Raw genomic sequence first — 15,048 nt, 5'->3', positions numbered from 1 at the left:
GACGGCGTATCGTCAGGGCTCGCGGGTGTCGAGGTGTGCCGGGGTGGCGGTGGGACGTGACGACGCAATTGCGGATCTACACCGTCCGCCCGGGGCGGCTCGATGAGTGGGTGGCGGCGTGGCGGACGCTCGTCGTGCCACTGCGCCGGCGCTTCGGCTTCGAGATCTCAGGGTCCTGGGTCGATGTCGAGCGTCAGCAGCACATCTGGCTCGTGTCGCACTTCGGTCCGCAGTCGTTCGAGGAGGCCAACGCCGATTACTGGCGCTCGTCGGAGCGTGTCGCGATGGGCCTGGACCCCTACGACTACCTGCTGAGCGAGGAGATCCGCACGGTCGAACCGGTGCTGTGACGGCTCGCGGGCCGTCAGATCTCGGGATAGCCGATCAAACGCCTGGCCGCGCCCAGGAGCGGGGATCCCGTCAGCGGACGCCCGTCGATTTCGGTGGCGGCCAGGATCCCGCTCAGCGACCCGGTCAGCCACACGGCGTCGGTGTGCACGAGCTCGTCGGGGGTCACCAGGGCCTCGTCGGTGTCCAGGCCGAGCGCGGCCGCCTGCCCCATGAGCGCGCCCGACGTGGTGCCGGCGATGATGCCCGACCAACCCGGCACGGTGAATATGGTCGAGGAACGGATCCAGACCAGGTTGAAACTGGGGCACTCCAGGGCGTAGCCATCGGAACTGAGCCAGAGCATCTCCTGAGCGCCCCGGCTGGCGGCCCACCGCTGGCTGGCGGTGTGCACCGCGTACGACAGGGACTTCACGCCGCCCAGCAGCCACGGAGCTGTCGCGCGTTCGCGGACCGGGAACCCGACGGTGCCCGTGGCGAGACGAAGGCCGCGCTTCCGGTTGACCGACGTCCAGGGCGGCACGGGCTCCACGGTGGTGAAGATGGTGGGCCGGTCGGTGCCGGCTCGGCCCCGGGTGCACACCAGGCGTTGGACCGCCTCGACATCGCGGGGCCAGGCCGCCGCGACGTCGAGGACGAAGGCGCGCAGCGCGTCCAGCTCCGGTAGCGGCAGCGCCAGGCTGAGCGCCGATCGGGACAACCGGTTCAGGTGGGCGGGCAGCAGTACGGGCTCACCACCGGCCAGGAGCCAGGCCTCGAACGCCCCGTCGCCACGCAGCAGCCCCGGGTCGTCGGCATGGACGATCGGCGTGGCCGGCTCGACCAGGCCGATGCCGAAAACTGCCACAAGCCGATCCATTGCCACACACTCCTTCGCCCCGCTGCCAGGAGTGTGCATACCGCCCTGGCATGCCCTCGACCGGAGCGTCGCCGCCGCCGAATGCGCCGCTCGGCCGCATTGCCGTTGGCCTATGCTATGACAGGCCCCAGCCACGTCGCGCTCAGCAGATTGATGACTGATGGAAGCATCCACCGGGAACATTGCGGCGACTTCCTCCGCTCTGGATCCCGTTGCCGTCTGGACCGATGGTCGGCTGGGTCTGCCCGGCACCAAGACGGCGTCCGGCCTGATCCTGACGGGCACGCGGTGGACGGTCGCCTGCGTGGTGGACGCACGCCACGCCAGCGCCGACGCTGGTGTGGTCCTCGGGGTCGGGCCGCTTGGCGTTCCCGTGGTGCCGGACCTCGCCGCCGCCCGGCGAGCCGGTGCCCGCAGCGTGGTGATCGGCGTCAACTCGATGGACGCGCACACGGTCGTCCCCGCCCGGCTGAAGGCTGTGGCCGTCGACGTGGTCCGGCACGGGCTCAACGTCATCTGCAGCACACACGCCCGGCTGAACGACGATCCCGATCTGGTCGGCCTGGCCGCCGCGGCCGGTGTCGTACTGGTCGACGTGCGGGGCGACGGCCCCCGGGAGACGCTGTCGCCCGACCTGTCGGTTGACGCGACGGTGTTGCTGACGACCGGCACCGACTGTGCCGTCGGAAAGATGACGACGGCCCTCGCGGTACACCGTGAGGCACTTTCCCGGGGCATGCGAAGCGCCTTCTTGGCGACCGGGCAGATCGCGGCCATGTGTGGCGCGGACGCGGTGGTGCAGGTCGACCGCATCTTCGCGGACTTCATCACCGGGGCCGTGCAGCGTGCCGTGCACCGGTTGGCCGACGCAGGGCACGAACTCGTCGTCGTCGAGGGGCAGGCGGCAACGTTGCACCGCGTCTACGGCGGCAACTCGGTCAACCTCCTGTATGGAGCGGCACCGGACGCGATCATCATGTGCCACGACACCGATCGTCAGGTCCGGGCGATGTTCCCCGGCCTACCGGTCCCGCCGGTGACCGACGAACTCCAGACGATCGCAGACCTCTCTCGCCGAGTCGGCATTGCCGCCACGCTGGCCGGCTTCTCGGTCTTCGGTGGCAGTCCGTTCCACGAGGGGGATCGCCATCGGGTGCCGGTGGTCGACACCCGGGCCACCGGTGCCGCCGCCATCCTGCTGGACTCCGTCCTGCGGCTGACTCGGCGCACCGAGCGCGACCGACGATGAGGGCTCACTGCCGCCCGGGCGACTCGTCCGGCAGCGAAAGCATGTGCGACTGTCGCTCTCCCGCGGACAGATTTCGGAACACCCTGTGCCGGGCTCGGCTCCGAAGGTCGTCGATGTCGGGCTGGACCGACCAGAGTCGGGCCGACTTGTCCAGCGAGGCGCTGAGCAGCGTCCGCCCGTCGGCCGACCAGGCGACCGACGTCACCCGATCCACGTGTACGCCGACCACCCGGGGCTCCGCGTCGTCCAGCGCGCTCCAGACCCGGATGGTGCGGTCGTAGGAGCCGGTGGCGATCTGGTCCCCGGACGGCGACCAGGCGACCGCCCGTACCCGCCCCTCGTGACCTTCGAGGGTCCGGATGTGCCGACCGGTGCGGGGGGCCCAGATCCGGGAGGTCCAGTCGGCCGAGCAGGTGACGACGGACTGTTCGTCCGGTGACCAGGCCACGCCGTCGACCCAGTTGTGGTGGCCGCGGAGGACGGCGAGTTCCTCGCCGGTGGAGCTGTCCCAGACCCGGGCGGTGCGATCGTCCGAGGTCGTGGCGATCATGCGTCCACTCGGCGACCAGGCGAGGCGGACCACCCAGTCGGTGTGGCCGCGCAGTTGCAGCAGCCGGCGACCGGTCGTGGCGTTCCAGATCGACGCCGTGCCGTCTCGGCAGGCCGTGGCGATCCGGGTGTTGTCCGGGGCCCACATGAGACCCTCGCAGATCGTCGCCTCGTCCAGCCGGAGGTATGGCTGGACGCTGTCCGGGCGCCACAGTTGCACCGAGCCGTCGTTCGAGCACGAGCCGAGGCGGTGCCCGTCCGGTGCCCACGCCACCCCCCAGACCGTGCCGGTGTGCCCGGTGAAGGTGCTGGCGACTCCGGACGCCACGTTCCAGACCCGGACCGACCCGTCGTCCGAGGCGGTCGCGATCCGGGACCCGCCCGCGGCCCACGCCGCCGCGCGAAGCCCGCCGGTGTGCCCGGTGAACGCCTGTCGCTCGGCGCCGCGGGGCAGTATCGACCAGACCCGGGCCGTGTGGTCGCTGGAGGCCGAGGCGAGCGCGGTGCCGTCGGGCGACCACGCCACGCCCCACACGGCATCCTCGTGACCACGCAGCGCGGCGATCTCCCGGGCGTCGTTGACGTCCCAGATCCGTACGGTGCGGTCGCTGGAGGCTGAGGCCAGCGACCGTCCGTCGGGTGACCAGGACACGTCCCAGACGAAATCGGTGTGCCCACGGATCAGCAGCAGTTGACGGCCGTCGGTGACGTCCCAGATCCGGATCGTCTGGTCGCCCGATGCCGTGGCGAGCCGTCGCCCATCCGGGCACCACGACAGGCCCTCGATGAAGTCGTTGTGCCCCCGCAGCACGGTCTGCTGCTCACCGGTGGCGAAGTCCCACACGATGGCGGTGCGGTCGTGTGACGTTGAGGCGAGCAGCGTGCCGTTCGGCGACCAGGCGAGACCATAGACGTCGCCGGTGTGCCCGCGCAGGGTCGCCGTGTGGTCGCCGGTGTCCGTCCGCCACACGTGGACGTGGTGGTCCTGTGCGCCGGCGGCGACGTGCTCGCCGTCCGGCGACCAGGCGATTCCGCGGATCAGGTCGTCGGCGCCGTAGAGGGTCGGCGGCGGATCGTCCGCGCCCACCCGCCACAACTTGACCGTGCGGTCCCGGGAACCACTGGCGACGCGGCGCGAGTCGGGCGCCCAGGCGATGGCCTCCACCATGGCGTCGTGACCGGTGAACTCGGCGACGGACCGGCCGGAGTCGGGGTCCCACACGCGGATGGAGTTGTCTCGGGAGCCGGTGGCGATCAGGCGGCCGTCCGGGGACCAGGCGATCGACCGTGCGGTGTCGGTGTGCCCGGAGAGCACCCGTCGCAGGTGGCTGAAGGCGAGCGCGGACATGAGGGCGCGTTCGATCAGCGGCGTGATGGGCGCCTCGGCGATCGCCGCGATCGAGAGCAGGATCGACAGCTCCGGAAACCGTTCGGCGTTGGCGAGGACGTACCGGCCGATGTTCTCCGACACGCGACGCAGGAAGGCCAGGTCTCGGCGCTTCGACTGCTCGATCAGGGCACGGACCACCTCGCTGGCCTGGCCGAGCGCCTCCAGACCGGCGAGCCACTGCTCGGCCAGCAGCAGCCGCTGCCCGGTCAGTAGGTAGTCGTCGCTACGCCCGGAGTGCTGCCAGTCGGCCGCCCACCGTTCCAACTCGGAGCGCCGACGGAGGTGCTCGGCCCGCGTCTCGACCTCCTGGCGCATCGGCGCCCAGAGTCGGAACAGCGACTCGTGCGCTACCTCCACGACCGGTTCGCCGTCCTGCACCTTGCTGACCAGCAGCCTCGCGTCCACGAACGCGGCGACGATACGGCGTTGCTCGGAACTCAGCTCCCTCAGCGCCACCGGTCGTTTGGTCGCCTCGCTGGAGTCGAGCGAGACGAACCGCAGCAGGGTCGTCAGGATCGGGGCGATGCCGCCTTCGCCGCGTAGCTCGGTGACGACCTGATCAGCCTGCCGGGTGAGCGCGCCACCGACCCCGCCGGTGGCGAGGTAGGCCTTCAGGCTCACCGCGGTCCCTGGCCGGACCTCGAAGAAGAGCTCCTGCAGCAGGTACGCCAGCAGCGGCAGCGCGTCGGTCGTGCCGACGTCGGCGATGATCCGGTTGACGACGAACGGCTCGAACGTCATGCCGGCGATCCGGGCCGGCTCCTCGATGATCGCGGTCAGGTACTCCGTCTTGATGGCACCGATCGCGACGGGATTCTGGAACAGCGCCGCCATGTCGCTGTCGAGGAACTGCGCGAGGTATTCGATGCGCATGCTCGCGATCACCGACAACCGGGAGTCGGCGGCCAACAGGCGCTCGACGATCTCGAGGAACAGTTGCCGATCGCTCTCGCCGGACAGCGTGAACAGCTCCTCCAACTGGTCGATCACCAGGAGCACGTGGCCGAACCGGCGCCCCATCCCTCGGCGGATCTTGGCGACGTAGTGCGCCGCGCTGGCCGGATCTTCGCGTATCGCCCGGACGATGACCGGCATGGCGACCGGCTCCGGGAGCGCCTCGGTGATGGCCTTGGCCAGATTCGTCACCGGTGCGCTGCCCGGGCTGATCGTGGGCAGGTCGATCCACCGCCGGGTCTTGAGCGTCGGAACGACACCTGCCTGCACGAGCGACGACTTCCCACCGCCGGACGAGCCAACCACCACCAGCAGCCGCTCTCGAGGGTCCGCCGAGGCGGTGAGCATCCGCCCGACGATGTCCGAGATCTGCTGGTCCCGACCGAAGAAGACGGCCGAGTCCTCCTCCCGGAAGGGCTCCAACCCGGGATACGGCGGCCGGCGCGGGTCCCAGTCGGAGCGTTTCGGCTTGGGATTCGCCGCGACGTGGAGAACGACTTGCCCGACGACGAGGAGGATCACGATCGCGACGAACGCCGGAATCGCCACAGACTGCAGGACCCGCAGGTAGGTGGGCGGTTCACTCAGGTTCGTCAGATAGTTGCCGATCAGACCGAGCAGGCTCGTGGCGAGAATCAGCGCGACATTGAGATACAGCGCGAGCGCACGTTGTCTCTTCACGCCGACTCCGAGTCCAACAGAACGTGCCCCGAGGCGGACCCCGTGTCGCCGTCGTCAATGCACGGGGAGCCGAGAATGCGGATGCCTCGCCCATGGTATCGCTTCGATGTCTCAGTGGCGCACGGCGACACGTGTCGCCAACCCGTCCTGGGCGCTGTGGCCGACCCGGCGCCAAGTGGGCCGCGGACCGTGTCAGCGAGCGGGCTCGCCGTCGTGTCGGATCCGGCAGCGCCGGCCGAACTCGGCCAGGAGGGCCAGGTCCAGCGGGCTTCGGGAGGTGTGCTGTTCGAAGTGCCACTGGACGCCGAGCACGAATCGGTGTGGCCGGTCGACGGCGATGGCTTCGATCACGCCGTCGGGTGCGACCGCTTCGATGCGGACGCTGGCCGGCAGGCGGTCGACGACCTGGGAGTGCTGGGAGTTGACCAGAAACTCAGCGGCGGGCGGGCAGCCGAGCAGATCGGCGAGGTGGCCGCCGGGGGAGAGGGTTACCGGGTGGGCCGGTCCCCACCGGTCGTCGTTCTCGTCGGGTAGCCGCCGGTGGCTGCCGGTGGGGTCGGTCTCGCACAGCAGCCCGCCGCTGTGCACGGCGATCTCCTGCATGCCCCGGCAGCTGCCGAGCACCGGCAGGTCGGGCAGGTGCGCCGCGGCGGCGAGCAGGGCGCTGGCGACGGCATCTCGGGCCGGGTCGTAGGTGCGGTCCGGCCGCGTCGGCGTGGTCGTATCGAAACGGGCCGGGTGCAGGAAGGACGGACCGCCGGGCAACACAAGGCCGTCGAGGACCGACAGGATGGCGCCGGCACTGTCCGGTTCGGTGGCCGGGATCAGTACGGCGGCAACGTCGGCGTACCGAGCGAGTTGACGTACGACAGTCCTGTTGACGTGTGAGTAGGTGGTGCCGGTGGCGCTCTGGCTGGTACAGGCAAGCACGCCGACGACGGGTGTGGTGCCTGTTGGTGATCCCACGTGGTCAGCCTCTCGCCCCGGTGCGACCCACGACAAACGACAGCGGCCTCGCCGCGGCGGACCAATCGCTGTCATCGATGGCCCCTCTATCCTCGATGCGACGGGACCAGATAGGAATAGAGATGCGATCATCGCCATCCCCGAAGGGACCGGATCCACGGCAGCTGGCAGCGGACATCATTTCCGGCGACGAGGAACTGCGCGCGCAGAGGGAAGCGACGGTGGATCGCGGGGTGTGGACCACCGCTCGCCGGACTGTCCTGTTTGACGACTACAGCGCGATCCGACTCATGAATCAGATCCCGTACCCGGACGGGTTTCAACTCAGAGCCCGGCTGCGCGCCGGAGACGACGACATCATCGTCTGTCGGCCACGGCCACCAGCCGGATTCGACGAGTACTACTCAGGGCGCCTCGGGCTGGGTGACCCGGTCTGGTTGCATCCCGACTCCTCCTCCGACCTGTGTTCGGCGGCGTGGAGCGACGGCCGTACGGCCGCGGCCCTGGTCGACGCCGCTCGCGGCGGCGCTTTTCTGCATCCCTACCACGCGTCCGAGGCGGCGTGGCAGCTCGCTGATCGCATGTCCCGTGCCGCGCATCGATCGGTGCCGGTGCTCGGGCCGCCTCCCCGATTGTGTCGGTTGGCGAATGACAAGATCTGGTTCCTCAGTACGGTCGCGGACCTGCTCGGCGCCGAGGCGATCCCCCGGCTGCGGGTGACGCGCCGTTTCGCCGATTTCCCGGCCGTGATCGAGGAGATCTCCCGACACTCGCCCAAGCTCGCCGTTCGGATACCGGATTCCGCTGGCGGTCTCGGCATGCGCGTCTTCGCCACCGACGTCCTGTGTCGACTCGATCGGCAGGCACTCACCGCCTGGGCCGTCGACGTGTACCGAGATCTGGGTCTCCGAGACGACTCGGCCGTGCTGGTGACCAGCTGGGAGGAAATACTTGCCGCACCCAGCATCGAGGTGACGATAGCGGTGGAGGAGGCGGCGGCACCGATCTGCGGCAGGGTCATCGATCAGATCTTCACCGACGCCGAACGCTCCCAGTTCGGCGGCGGCGTCGCCGGTGCTCTTCCGCGCGAGATCGTGCGCCGCCTGCGCTCCCACGCCTCGACGATCGCGGTGCTCCTGCAAGCACTGGGATATCTCGGACGTCTGTCGTTGGACTTCATCGTCACCGGTCGGTCCTTCGCGGACGCGCACGTTCGCGTCGTCGACTGCAATGCCAGGTGGAGCGGCGGCTCGGTGCTGGGGGCCATGCTGGACCGCCTCTTTCCGCACAGCTCACGGCCGTACGCCTTCGGCGCCCTGCGGCATCCGCGACTGCGGTCGATTCCGTTCGATGTCCTGATCGCTCGTCTGGAGGGCAGGCTCTGGGATCCGTCCACCAGGCGTGGCGATCTGCTCGTGCACAACGTCGGTCACCTCGCGGCGTCCGGACGTGCCGACGTCGTGGTGCTCGCGGACAGCGCCGAACTGGCCCGGCACCGCCTGGCAAGCCTGTCCCGCTCGGTGGCGGACGGCACCGCCGCCCTGTTGCTCGGTGAAGACGCTGGAGCCGGCCCGGCCGGTGCGGAGGAACCGGCATGAGCGTTGTCGTGATCGCCGGCGGCAGCGACGGCATCGGCCGTGCCGTGGCGCTGCAACGGCTGGCCGCCGGCCACACCGTCGTCCTCGTCGGCCGCGATCCGGTCAAGGCCGATGCCGTCCGGGCGCAGGCGTCGCAGTTGGGTGCGGGGGAGCGGCTCCACTTCGTGCACGCCGATCTCAGCCTGCTGCGCGAGACGTCCCGCGCGGTGGAGCACATCCGGACGGCGTACTCGATGGTGGACGCCGTCGTCCTGTGCGCCCGCCACTACCACTCGCGACGCAGCGTGACCACCGAGGGTGTCGAGGAGAACTTCGCCCTCTTCTATCTCAGCCGCTACCTGATCAGCCACGGTCTCGTTCCCGCGATGCGCCGGGCGCCCCGAGCGGTGGTGGTCAACGTGGCCGGTCCCGGCGCCGAACTGAGCGTGGTCCGCTGGGACGACCTGGAACTACGCCGGGACTACCACGGCGGCGCCGCCCTGGGGCAGGGAGGCAAACTCAACGACCTGCTCGGCGTCGCGTTCACCGACCAGCACGGCCCGGCCGGCCCCCGTTACGTGCTCATCCATCCCGGTGTCACCGCGACTGGCTTCTCCGGCACCTACGACACCGCCACGCTGCCGCACATCCGCGCGATGCAGCAGAACGCCAAGCCGGTCTCGGCCGTGCTGCCACCGATTCTCGCCGCCCTGGACGATCCGCCGGCCGATCCGCTGAGCGCCTTCGTGGAAGGCGCCCGGCTCCGCGTCGACACCGCCGGATTCGACAACCGGGCCGCGCGGCGCCTGGACGAGCTGACCCGGCAGCGGCTGGCCTCCCTGCACCTCGATCTTCACCAGGATGTGGGCGACTCCTGAACCACCGGCCAAAACCTTGCGAACTCCTGACGGTACGACCCTCCGGCTGGTCGGTGTGACCCTGAGGGCTCAAGGAGTCACACCGACCGAGCCGCCAGTTTGGAGCCCTTCGATGACCTCGGTTCAGCCCTCTCTGCGCCCCGTCTTGTCCGTGAGCCGGAAGCAGCCGGCATCGCGTGCACGGAAAGGTCAGTCGAACCAGTTGAACAGCAGGTCACCAAGTCGGCCCGGACGGTGGTAGGCGACGTCCCGGCGTTCCTCGTCGGTCAGGATCTGCAGGTACCGGTCTTCGAACGGTGCCTCCAGCTCCGCCGTGGTGGCGACCCGCAACCCCACTCGACGATAGATCTCCCCGCCGGGGACCTCGGCGAACAGCAGGGTGACCAGGTGGCGATCTGGCGGTTGGGCCGCAGCGACCACGGCGGCCGCGGAGTTGAGAAGAATGCACAACGGCCTGCCGTCACCGAGTCGCACACCGATCCGGTAGTAGTTTCGGCCGACTGTTGGTTCCTCGACCGAGGTGGTGACCGCGCCACCGGCTCCTCTGATGCTCTCGTGCACCGAGGCCAGCCACGTGGCACGCGCCGCCGAGTCACGGCACGGCATGGTCACCCCGGCTCGTAGCAGATCGATGTGGGGCACGCGGGACATTATCCGGTCATCCGGTCCGCAGTCGTCAGCGCCCACCAGGCACTCAGGCCGGCAGCTTCCCGCACGGCGTCGGTGGGAGCCGAGGCGTCCGGGTTCTCAAAGTACGTGCGCGGGGTGTAGCCGAGGTAGGCGACGCCGGTACCTGGACCAGCCGGACGGTAGGTGAGCGTTGCGCTGTCGCTGTCGTGGATATCGACGAGCAACCACGGCGTATTTCCGGCGCACGCGACCCCGACCGCGGCACCTGCCCACGATAGGTTGATCATCGTGACAGCCCTCAGCGCTCTGTGGTCCTTCGTCCTCGTCGTCGGCCTGCTCACCATGACTCCCGGGATGGACACCGCCCTCATCCTGCGCACCGCGGCCCTCGGAGAAACCCGCCGTGCCTGGGGAGTCGTTCTCGGCATCCAAACGGGAACCCTGGCCTGGGGTGCGCTCACCTCCGCTGGCGTCACCGCGTTGCTGACGGCTTCGCACCTGGCGTTCGAGGTGCTGCGGTGGGCTGGCGCCTGCTATCTGATCTGGATCGGGCTGAGCATGCTGTGGGCCACCCGCCAGCGTGGCGCAGACACATCGAGCCCACTGATGGACGAACCCGCGACGGCCGGCAACGACTTCCTCCCGGGGTGGCGTCGCGGCGCACTGACCAACCTGCTGAACCCGAAGATGGGCGTGTTCTACGTCGCGCTCCTACCGCAGTTCATCCCCTCCGGCGCTTCCCCGTTCGCCTTCGGTGTGTTCCTGACCTGCGTGCACATCCTTCTGGGTACCGCCTGGTCGGCGGTGCTGGTCGTCCTGGCCCGTCGGCTGCGCACGGTGTTGCGACGTCCCACGGCTCGCCGGTTGTTGGACCGCGTCACCGGGACGGTGATCACCGGCTTCGGGATCCGGCTCGCCACCAGCAGCCACTGACCTCGCCGACCCTGCGGCTGCGACGACTACGCTGCGAACGTGATCAAGGGACTGCTGCTGGACTTCTACGGCACGGTGGTCGAAGACGACGACGCGATCATGCAGGCGATAGCTGACCAGGTAGCCGCTGGTGCCTCGACATCCGTCTCCGGAGGCGACGTCCTGGATGCCTGGGCGCGGCAGTACGAGGCAGTCGCCGCCGGCCCGCAGTTCCGGACGCTTCGAGACTGCGCGATGCGCAGCCTGGCCACGGTGCTGACTGAGGTGGGCTGCGCCGGTGACCCGGCCGAACTGTGCCGGGCGCAGCTCACGTACTGGCGGTCGCCGCCGTTGCGTCCAGGCACCCGGGAGTTCCTCGCCCGGGTCACGGTGCCCATCTGCGTGGTGTCCGACGTCGACCGCGCCGACCTGGACGCGGCAATGGCGCACCACGGCCTGACCTTCACCGCCGTGGTGACCAGCGAGGACGTCCGCTCCTACAAACCGGACCGGAGGATGTTCGCCCGAGCGCTCGCGGCCCTGGACCTGGGTGCGGACGAGGTGCTGCACGTGGGTGACTCGCTCAGCGCCGACGTGCGCGGGGCGCACGCGGCCGGCATCCCGGCGGCGTGGATCAACCACCGCGGGCACGCCCCGCCGGACGACAGGACCGTCGAATACGAGCTGACGGACCTGACCGGCCTGATCGGAATCATCCACTAGTCACGTCCTCGGCCGATGCGTCGACGACGACGTCGGTGGCGGCGGTGCGCGCAACGTAGGTAGCGGGCCGACACAGTATGGGCAGCGGCTACCGATGTCACCACGGGCGGCGGAGACCAGGGTGGGCGTATGGCCTTTACGCCGTCGTTCGCCCTCACCCGGGCCGAAGACCAACTCGTGTTGCAGGTATCGGTCAGCAACCTGCAGCCGCAGCTTCGCCCCGGCCCACCGACCGGTTACGACCTGAAGCTGGTCGCCGGCGCCGCCCAGGGGCACCTGTGGGTGCGGTTCCCCCCGCAGCAACTCCTGGAGAACGCCGCCCGGGGCGCCAGCCCGCGGCTGGTGCAGACCAAGCCGATCTTCACACCACCCAGCGACGTGGTGCTCGTGGTGCGCCCGTCGGACGGCCCGATCGACCTGTCCGTCGCCGGTATCCTGGCCGCGATCTCCCGGCTGGAGATCGTCCCCGGTGAACAGGGCGGAACGGTCGATCCGCTCGACGCCCGGCCACCCCGGACGGCCACCTCGGCGTACCACCTGGTCGCGGACACGATGGCCAGGCACCTCGGCCGGCCCGGAGACCCGGCCCTGGCGGAGGACCGGCGCCAGGACCGCGCGGCCCGCCGGGCCGCCGTCGGCCCACCACGATCCAGCGGTACGTCCAGCGCCCGCGCAGTCGACGCCGCGGTGGTGGCCGCCCCGCCGCCGGGCTTTCCGCAGACGTCGCAGTTCCGCCTGCCCTACCTGCTCAACCTTCAGTCTCCCGGTGGCCACGTCCGGCTGCGCCACGCCGCCGCGGCCCGGGTGAACGCCGGCCGCACCGCCCTGTGGAGCACCCGGCTGGAGGTCACCTCGGTGGACTTCTCGGCCAGCGCCGAAGTGCCACTGGCGGCGCGTTTCACCCACACCCCGCAGAGCGGTGCACCGCAGCCGGGGTGGGCCGACGACGTCAACGACGCGCGGCTCAAGAACACTCTCCGGGCCGACCTGTGCGTCGAGATCTCCGAGCAGTCGCGCACCGTCGCGCCGGCCACCGTGCGGCGGCTCGCACTGAGCAGCCTCGGCGGCTGGCTCAGCGTGCGGGGTGACTGGCCCGACCCGCCGCCGGGCTCCACGCCCGAGCAGATCGCCGCCACTGTCGCGCAGTGGCGCCACGACACGTCGATGGGCCGCGACCAGGCGCAACGGATCGTCGTGGTGGGCCAGCTCTACCCGTTCGGCCACCGGGCGATCTTCACCGAGGAGACGGTTCGGCGCTTCGAGAGCGGCAACACCCGGGTGGCCGCGCTGCGCACCGCGGCGACCATCCTGGTCACCGATCCGCAGATGCCGTTCGAGTCGCCCGCCACGTCAGTGGTCGAAATGGGCGGCGATGCTCATCGACGCTGGCCGTTCACCCGCGTCGATGTCGTCACCACGGTGACCCCGCCGCTGGAGGCCGTCCAGCCGCCCGGTGGGATGACCGGCTCACGGGTGCTGCAACTGGACGCCACCACACCGTTCGCCTATCAACTGGTCGGCTACGACCACGACGGCAGCCCGGTGCCGTTCGCGCTGCCGCTGCTCTTCGTGCCCGACACCGCCTCCGATGCGCAGGCCCGGGCGTTGTGGGACACCCTCGGCGGCGGAGAACAGGTGGCCGAGAACGTCTTCCGGACCATCCAGGCCGGTGGGCAGCCGCTGGCGGTCGCCCCGATGCCGGAGCCCCCACCAGCGGCGACCCGGTCGGCGGCGGGGTCGGCGGCCGGCCTGGAGGTGCCCACCCCGGAGCAGGCCACCACGGTGCTCACCCGCAAGGTCGACCTGGCGCTGGACGCCGCCACCGGGCTGCCGGTCGCCCAACAGATCATCGGGCGCATCGCCGCGCTGGACCGCTACGCGCCGGGGGCGAAAGAGGCGGTGTTGCAGTACGCCGCGCCGTACACTCAGGCGCTCTTCGACGGGGCGAACGCCCAGGGACAGGTCTTCCTGAAGCTGGTCGGCGAATCGCCGGCGGTCGGCCTGGCGCAGCAGGCCACCGGCGGGCTGGCCGCCCTCAGCCTGAACACCTCGGCGATCTCCCGGCAGTTCGGGGCGCTGGCGGGCGCGAACCTGACCACCCTGGCCGCCGGGGCGATGGACGTGTTGTTCCTCAAGGACGCCGACAAGCTGCTGGGTCTGGCCAGGATCAAGGATCTGCTGCCCATCGACGAGGGCATCGTCCGGGAGCTGGGCAAGGCCTACAAGATGGTCAGCGACCTGGTCGACGGCGTCGCCTCGCAGGTGTTGACCTGGGACACCAAGCTCTTCGGCAACAAGCCGCAGGCCCGCTTCCACCAGGGCTTCGTGGTGTTGCGGCCACTGCGGGAGAACCCCGGTGACGCCAACCAGGCCAACCTGCGGATCACCCAGACCACCGAGGTGGACACCGCCCGGCTGGAGACCCGGTCCACAAGCGAGTGCCTAGTCCAGCAGGTGGAGTTGCAGATCCACTCCACCACCACGCCCGCCTTCGACACCGTGCCGCTGCTCAGCGTGCCGATCCGGAGCATCCGGTTCACCAGCAGGGACGCCGGCAAGCCCGACGTCGACATCAAGCTGGGCGCGCTGCGCTACGGCCAGGTGCTCGCCTTCATCGCCACCCTGGCCGAGTTGGTCGACCAGGAGGGCTTCTCCGACCCGCCGGCGCTGACCGTGACCCCGACCGGGGTGCGGTCCGGCTTCAGCTTCCCGGTGCCGTCGCTGGCGATCGGCGTCTTCGCGCTGGAGAACATCGCCATCTCCGCCGGCGCGGAACTGAACTTCACCGGCGACCCGTACCCGCTCTCCTTCGATCTCGGCTTCTCCACCCCGGACAACCCGTTCCGGCTGACCATCGCCGCGCTCGGCGGGGGTGGGCACCTCGCCATCGGCGTGGCCACCACCGGTCTGATCAAGCTGGTCGGCGCCCTGGAGTTCGGCGCCTCGCTCTCGGTCGACCTGTTCGTGGCGCGCGGGTCGGTGGAGGCGATGGGCGGTGTGCTCTTCGACATCGACGCCAGCAAGGACATCGCCCGGATCGGCGGCTACTTCCGCATCCGCGGAGAGGTCGAGGTCCTGAGCATCATCAGCGTCTCGATCACCCTGACCCTCACCCTCGACTACGACCTCAACTCCAACGAGCTGTTCGGCTACGCCGAGATCGCCGTGGAGATCAAGGTGCTGTTCTTCAGTGAGTCGGTGGTGGTGCCGATGGAGCGCCGCTTCGCCGGCCCCAGCGCCGATCCGACCTTCGCCCAGCTGATGGCGCCGACCGGGCGGCCCGGACCGCGCCCGTGGGACACCTACTGCGCCGCGTTCGCACAGGAGTAGAC

General features: G+C 70.0%; 12 protein-coding genes. 7 read left to right on the top strand and 5 right to left on the bottom strand.

Features of this window, described 5'->3' with window-relative positions:
• Positions 1–56: 56 nt before the first annotated feature.
• Positions 57–350, top strand: a complete 294-nt coding sequence (locus tag AB0O48_RS16710; RefSeq protein WP_365066437.1) for an NIPSNAP family containing protein — start codon at positions 57–59, stop codon at positions 348–350.
• 14 nt (positions 351–364) lie between these two features.
• Here AB0O48_RS16710 and AB0O48_RS16705 read toward each other — a convergent pair whose 3' ends face one another.
• Positions 365–1,207 (bottom strand): aminotransferase class IV, encoded by an 843-nt coding sequence (locus AB0O48_RS16705; protein WP_365066435.1) that lies wholly within the window; start codon positions 1,205–1,207, stop codon positions 365–367.
• A 160-nt stretch (positions 1,208–1,367) separates the two neighbouring features.
• Between AB0O48_RS16705 and AB0O48_RS16700 the strand changes: the two genes are divergently transcribed.
• Complete coding sequence (locus AB0O48_RS16700) at positions 1,368–2,456, top strand: DUF1611 domain-containing protein (protein ID WP_365066432.1); 1,089 nt, start codon at positions 1,368–1,370, stop codon at positions 2,454–2,456.
• Positions 2,457–2,460: 4 nt separating this feature from the next.
• Here the strand turns inward: AB0O48_RS16700 and AB0O48_RS16695 are convergent, their stop codons facing one another.
• Positions 2,461–6,030 (bottom strand): WD40 repeat domain-containing protein, encoded by a 3,570-nt coding sequence (locus AB0O48_RS16695; protein WP_365066429.1) that lies wholly within the window; start codon positions 6,028–6,030, stop codon positions 2,461–2,463.
• A gap of 192 nt (positions 6,031–6,222) precedes the next feature.
• Positions 6,223–6,996, bottom strand: a complete 774-nt coding sequence (locus tag AB0O48_RS16690) for a gamma-glutamyl-gamma-aminobutyrate hydrolase family protein (RefSeq protein WP_365066427.1) — start codon at positions 6,994–6,996, stop codon at positions 6,223–6,225.
• A 122-nt stretch (positions 6,997–7,118) separates the two neighbouring features.
• Between AB0O48_RS16690 and AB0O48_RS16685 the strand changes: the two genes are divergently transcribed.
• Positions 7,119–8,594 (top strand): hypothetical protein, encoded by a 1,476-nt coding sequence (locus AB0O48_RS16685; protein ID WP_365066424.1) that lies wholly within the window; start codon positions 7,119–7,121, stop codon positions 8,592–8,594.
• Complete coding sequence (locus tag AB0O48_RS16680) at positions 8,591–9,451, top strand: SDR family NAD(P)-dependent oxidoreductase (RefSeq protein WP_365066421.1); 861 nt, start codon at positions 8,591–8,593, stop codon at positions 9,449–9,451. The genes AB0O48_RS16685 and AB0O48_RS16680 overlap by 4 nt, the downstream gene beginning before the upstream one ends.
• 189 nt (positions 9,452–9,640) lie before the next feature.
• Here the strand turns inward: AB0O48_RS16680 and AB0O48_RS16675 are convergent, their stop codons facing one another.
• Together AB0O48_RS16675 and AB0O48_RS16670 are read right to left on the bottom strand one after the other, a co-directional pair.
• Positions 9,641–10,093, bottom strand: coding sequence for a hypothetical protein (locus AB0O48_RS16675; protein ID WP_365066419.1), 453 nt, complete (start codon positions 10,091–10,093; stop codon positions 9,641–9,643).
• Positions 10,094–10,101: 8 nt separating this feature from the next.
• Positions 10,102–10,368 carry a hypothetical protein gene (locus tag AB0O48_RS16670; RefSeq protein WP_365066416.1) on the bottom strand — a complete coding sequence of 89 codons (267 nt, stop codon included), beginning with the start codon at positions 10,366–10,368 and terminating at the stop codon, positions 10,102–10,104.
• Between the two features lies 1 nt (position 10,369).
• On the opposite strand from AB0O48_RS16670, the gene AB0O48_RS16665 reads away from it, so the two are divergent.
• The 3 genes from AB0O48_RS16665 (at position 10,370) to AB0O48_RS16655 (ending at position 15,046) form a co-directional block, all read left to right on the top strand.
• Positions 10,370–11,014, top strand: a complete 645-nt coding sequence (locus tag AB0O48_RS16665; RefSeq protein WP_365066413.1) for a LysE family translocator — start codon at positions 10,370–10,372, stop codon at positions 11,012–11,014.
• A gap of 39 nt (positions 11,015–11,053) precedes the next feature.
• Positions 11,054–11,716 carry an HAD family hydrolase gene (locus AB0O48_RS16660; protein WP_365066410.1) on the top strand — a complete coding sequence of 221 codons (663 nt, stop codon included), beginning with the start codon at positions 11,054–11,056 and terminating at the stop codon, positions 11,714–11,716.
• A gap of 129 nt (positions 11,717–11,845) precedes the next feature.
• Entirely contained in the window at positions 11,846–15,046 is a 3,201-nt protein-coding gene (locus tag AB0O48_RS16655) for a hypothetical protein (protein WP_365066407.1), read from the top strand.
• Positions 15,047–15,048 lie beyond the last annotated feature (2 nt).

It is taken from the genome of Micromonospora sp. NPDC085948 (genome assembly GCF_040686315.1).
Taxonomy (GTDB): domain Bacteria; phylum Actinomycetota; class Actinomycetes; order Mycobacteriales; family Micromonosporaceae; genus Micromonospora.
Note: the sequence above shows the minus strand (reverse complement) of the source record. Positions and strands in the feature narration are given on the sequence as shown.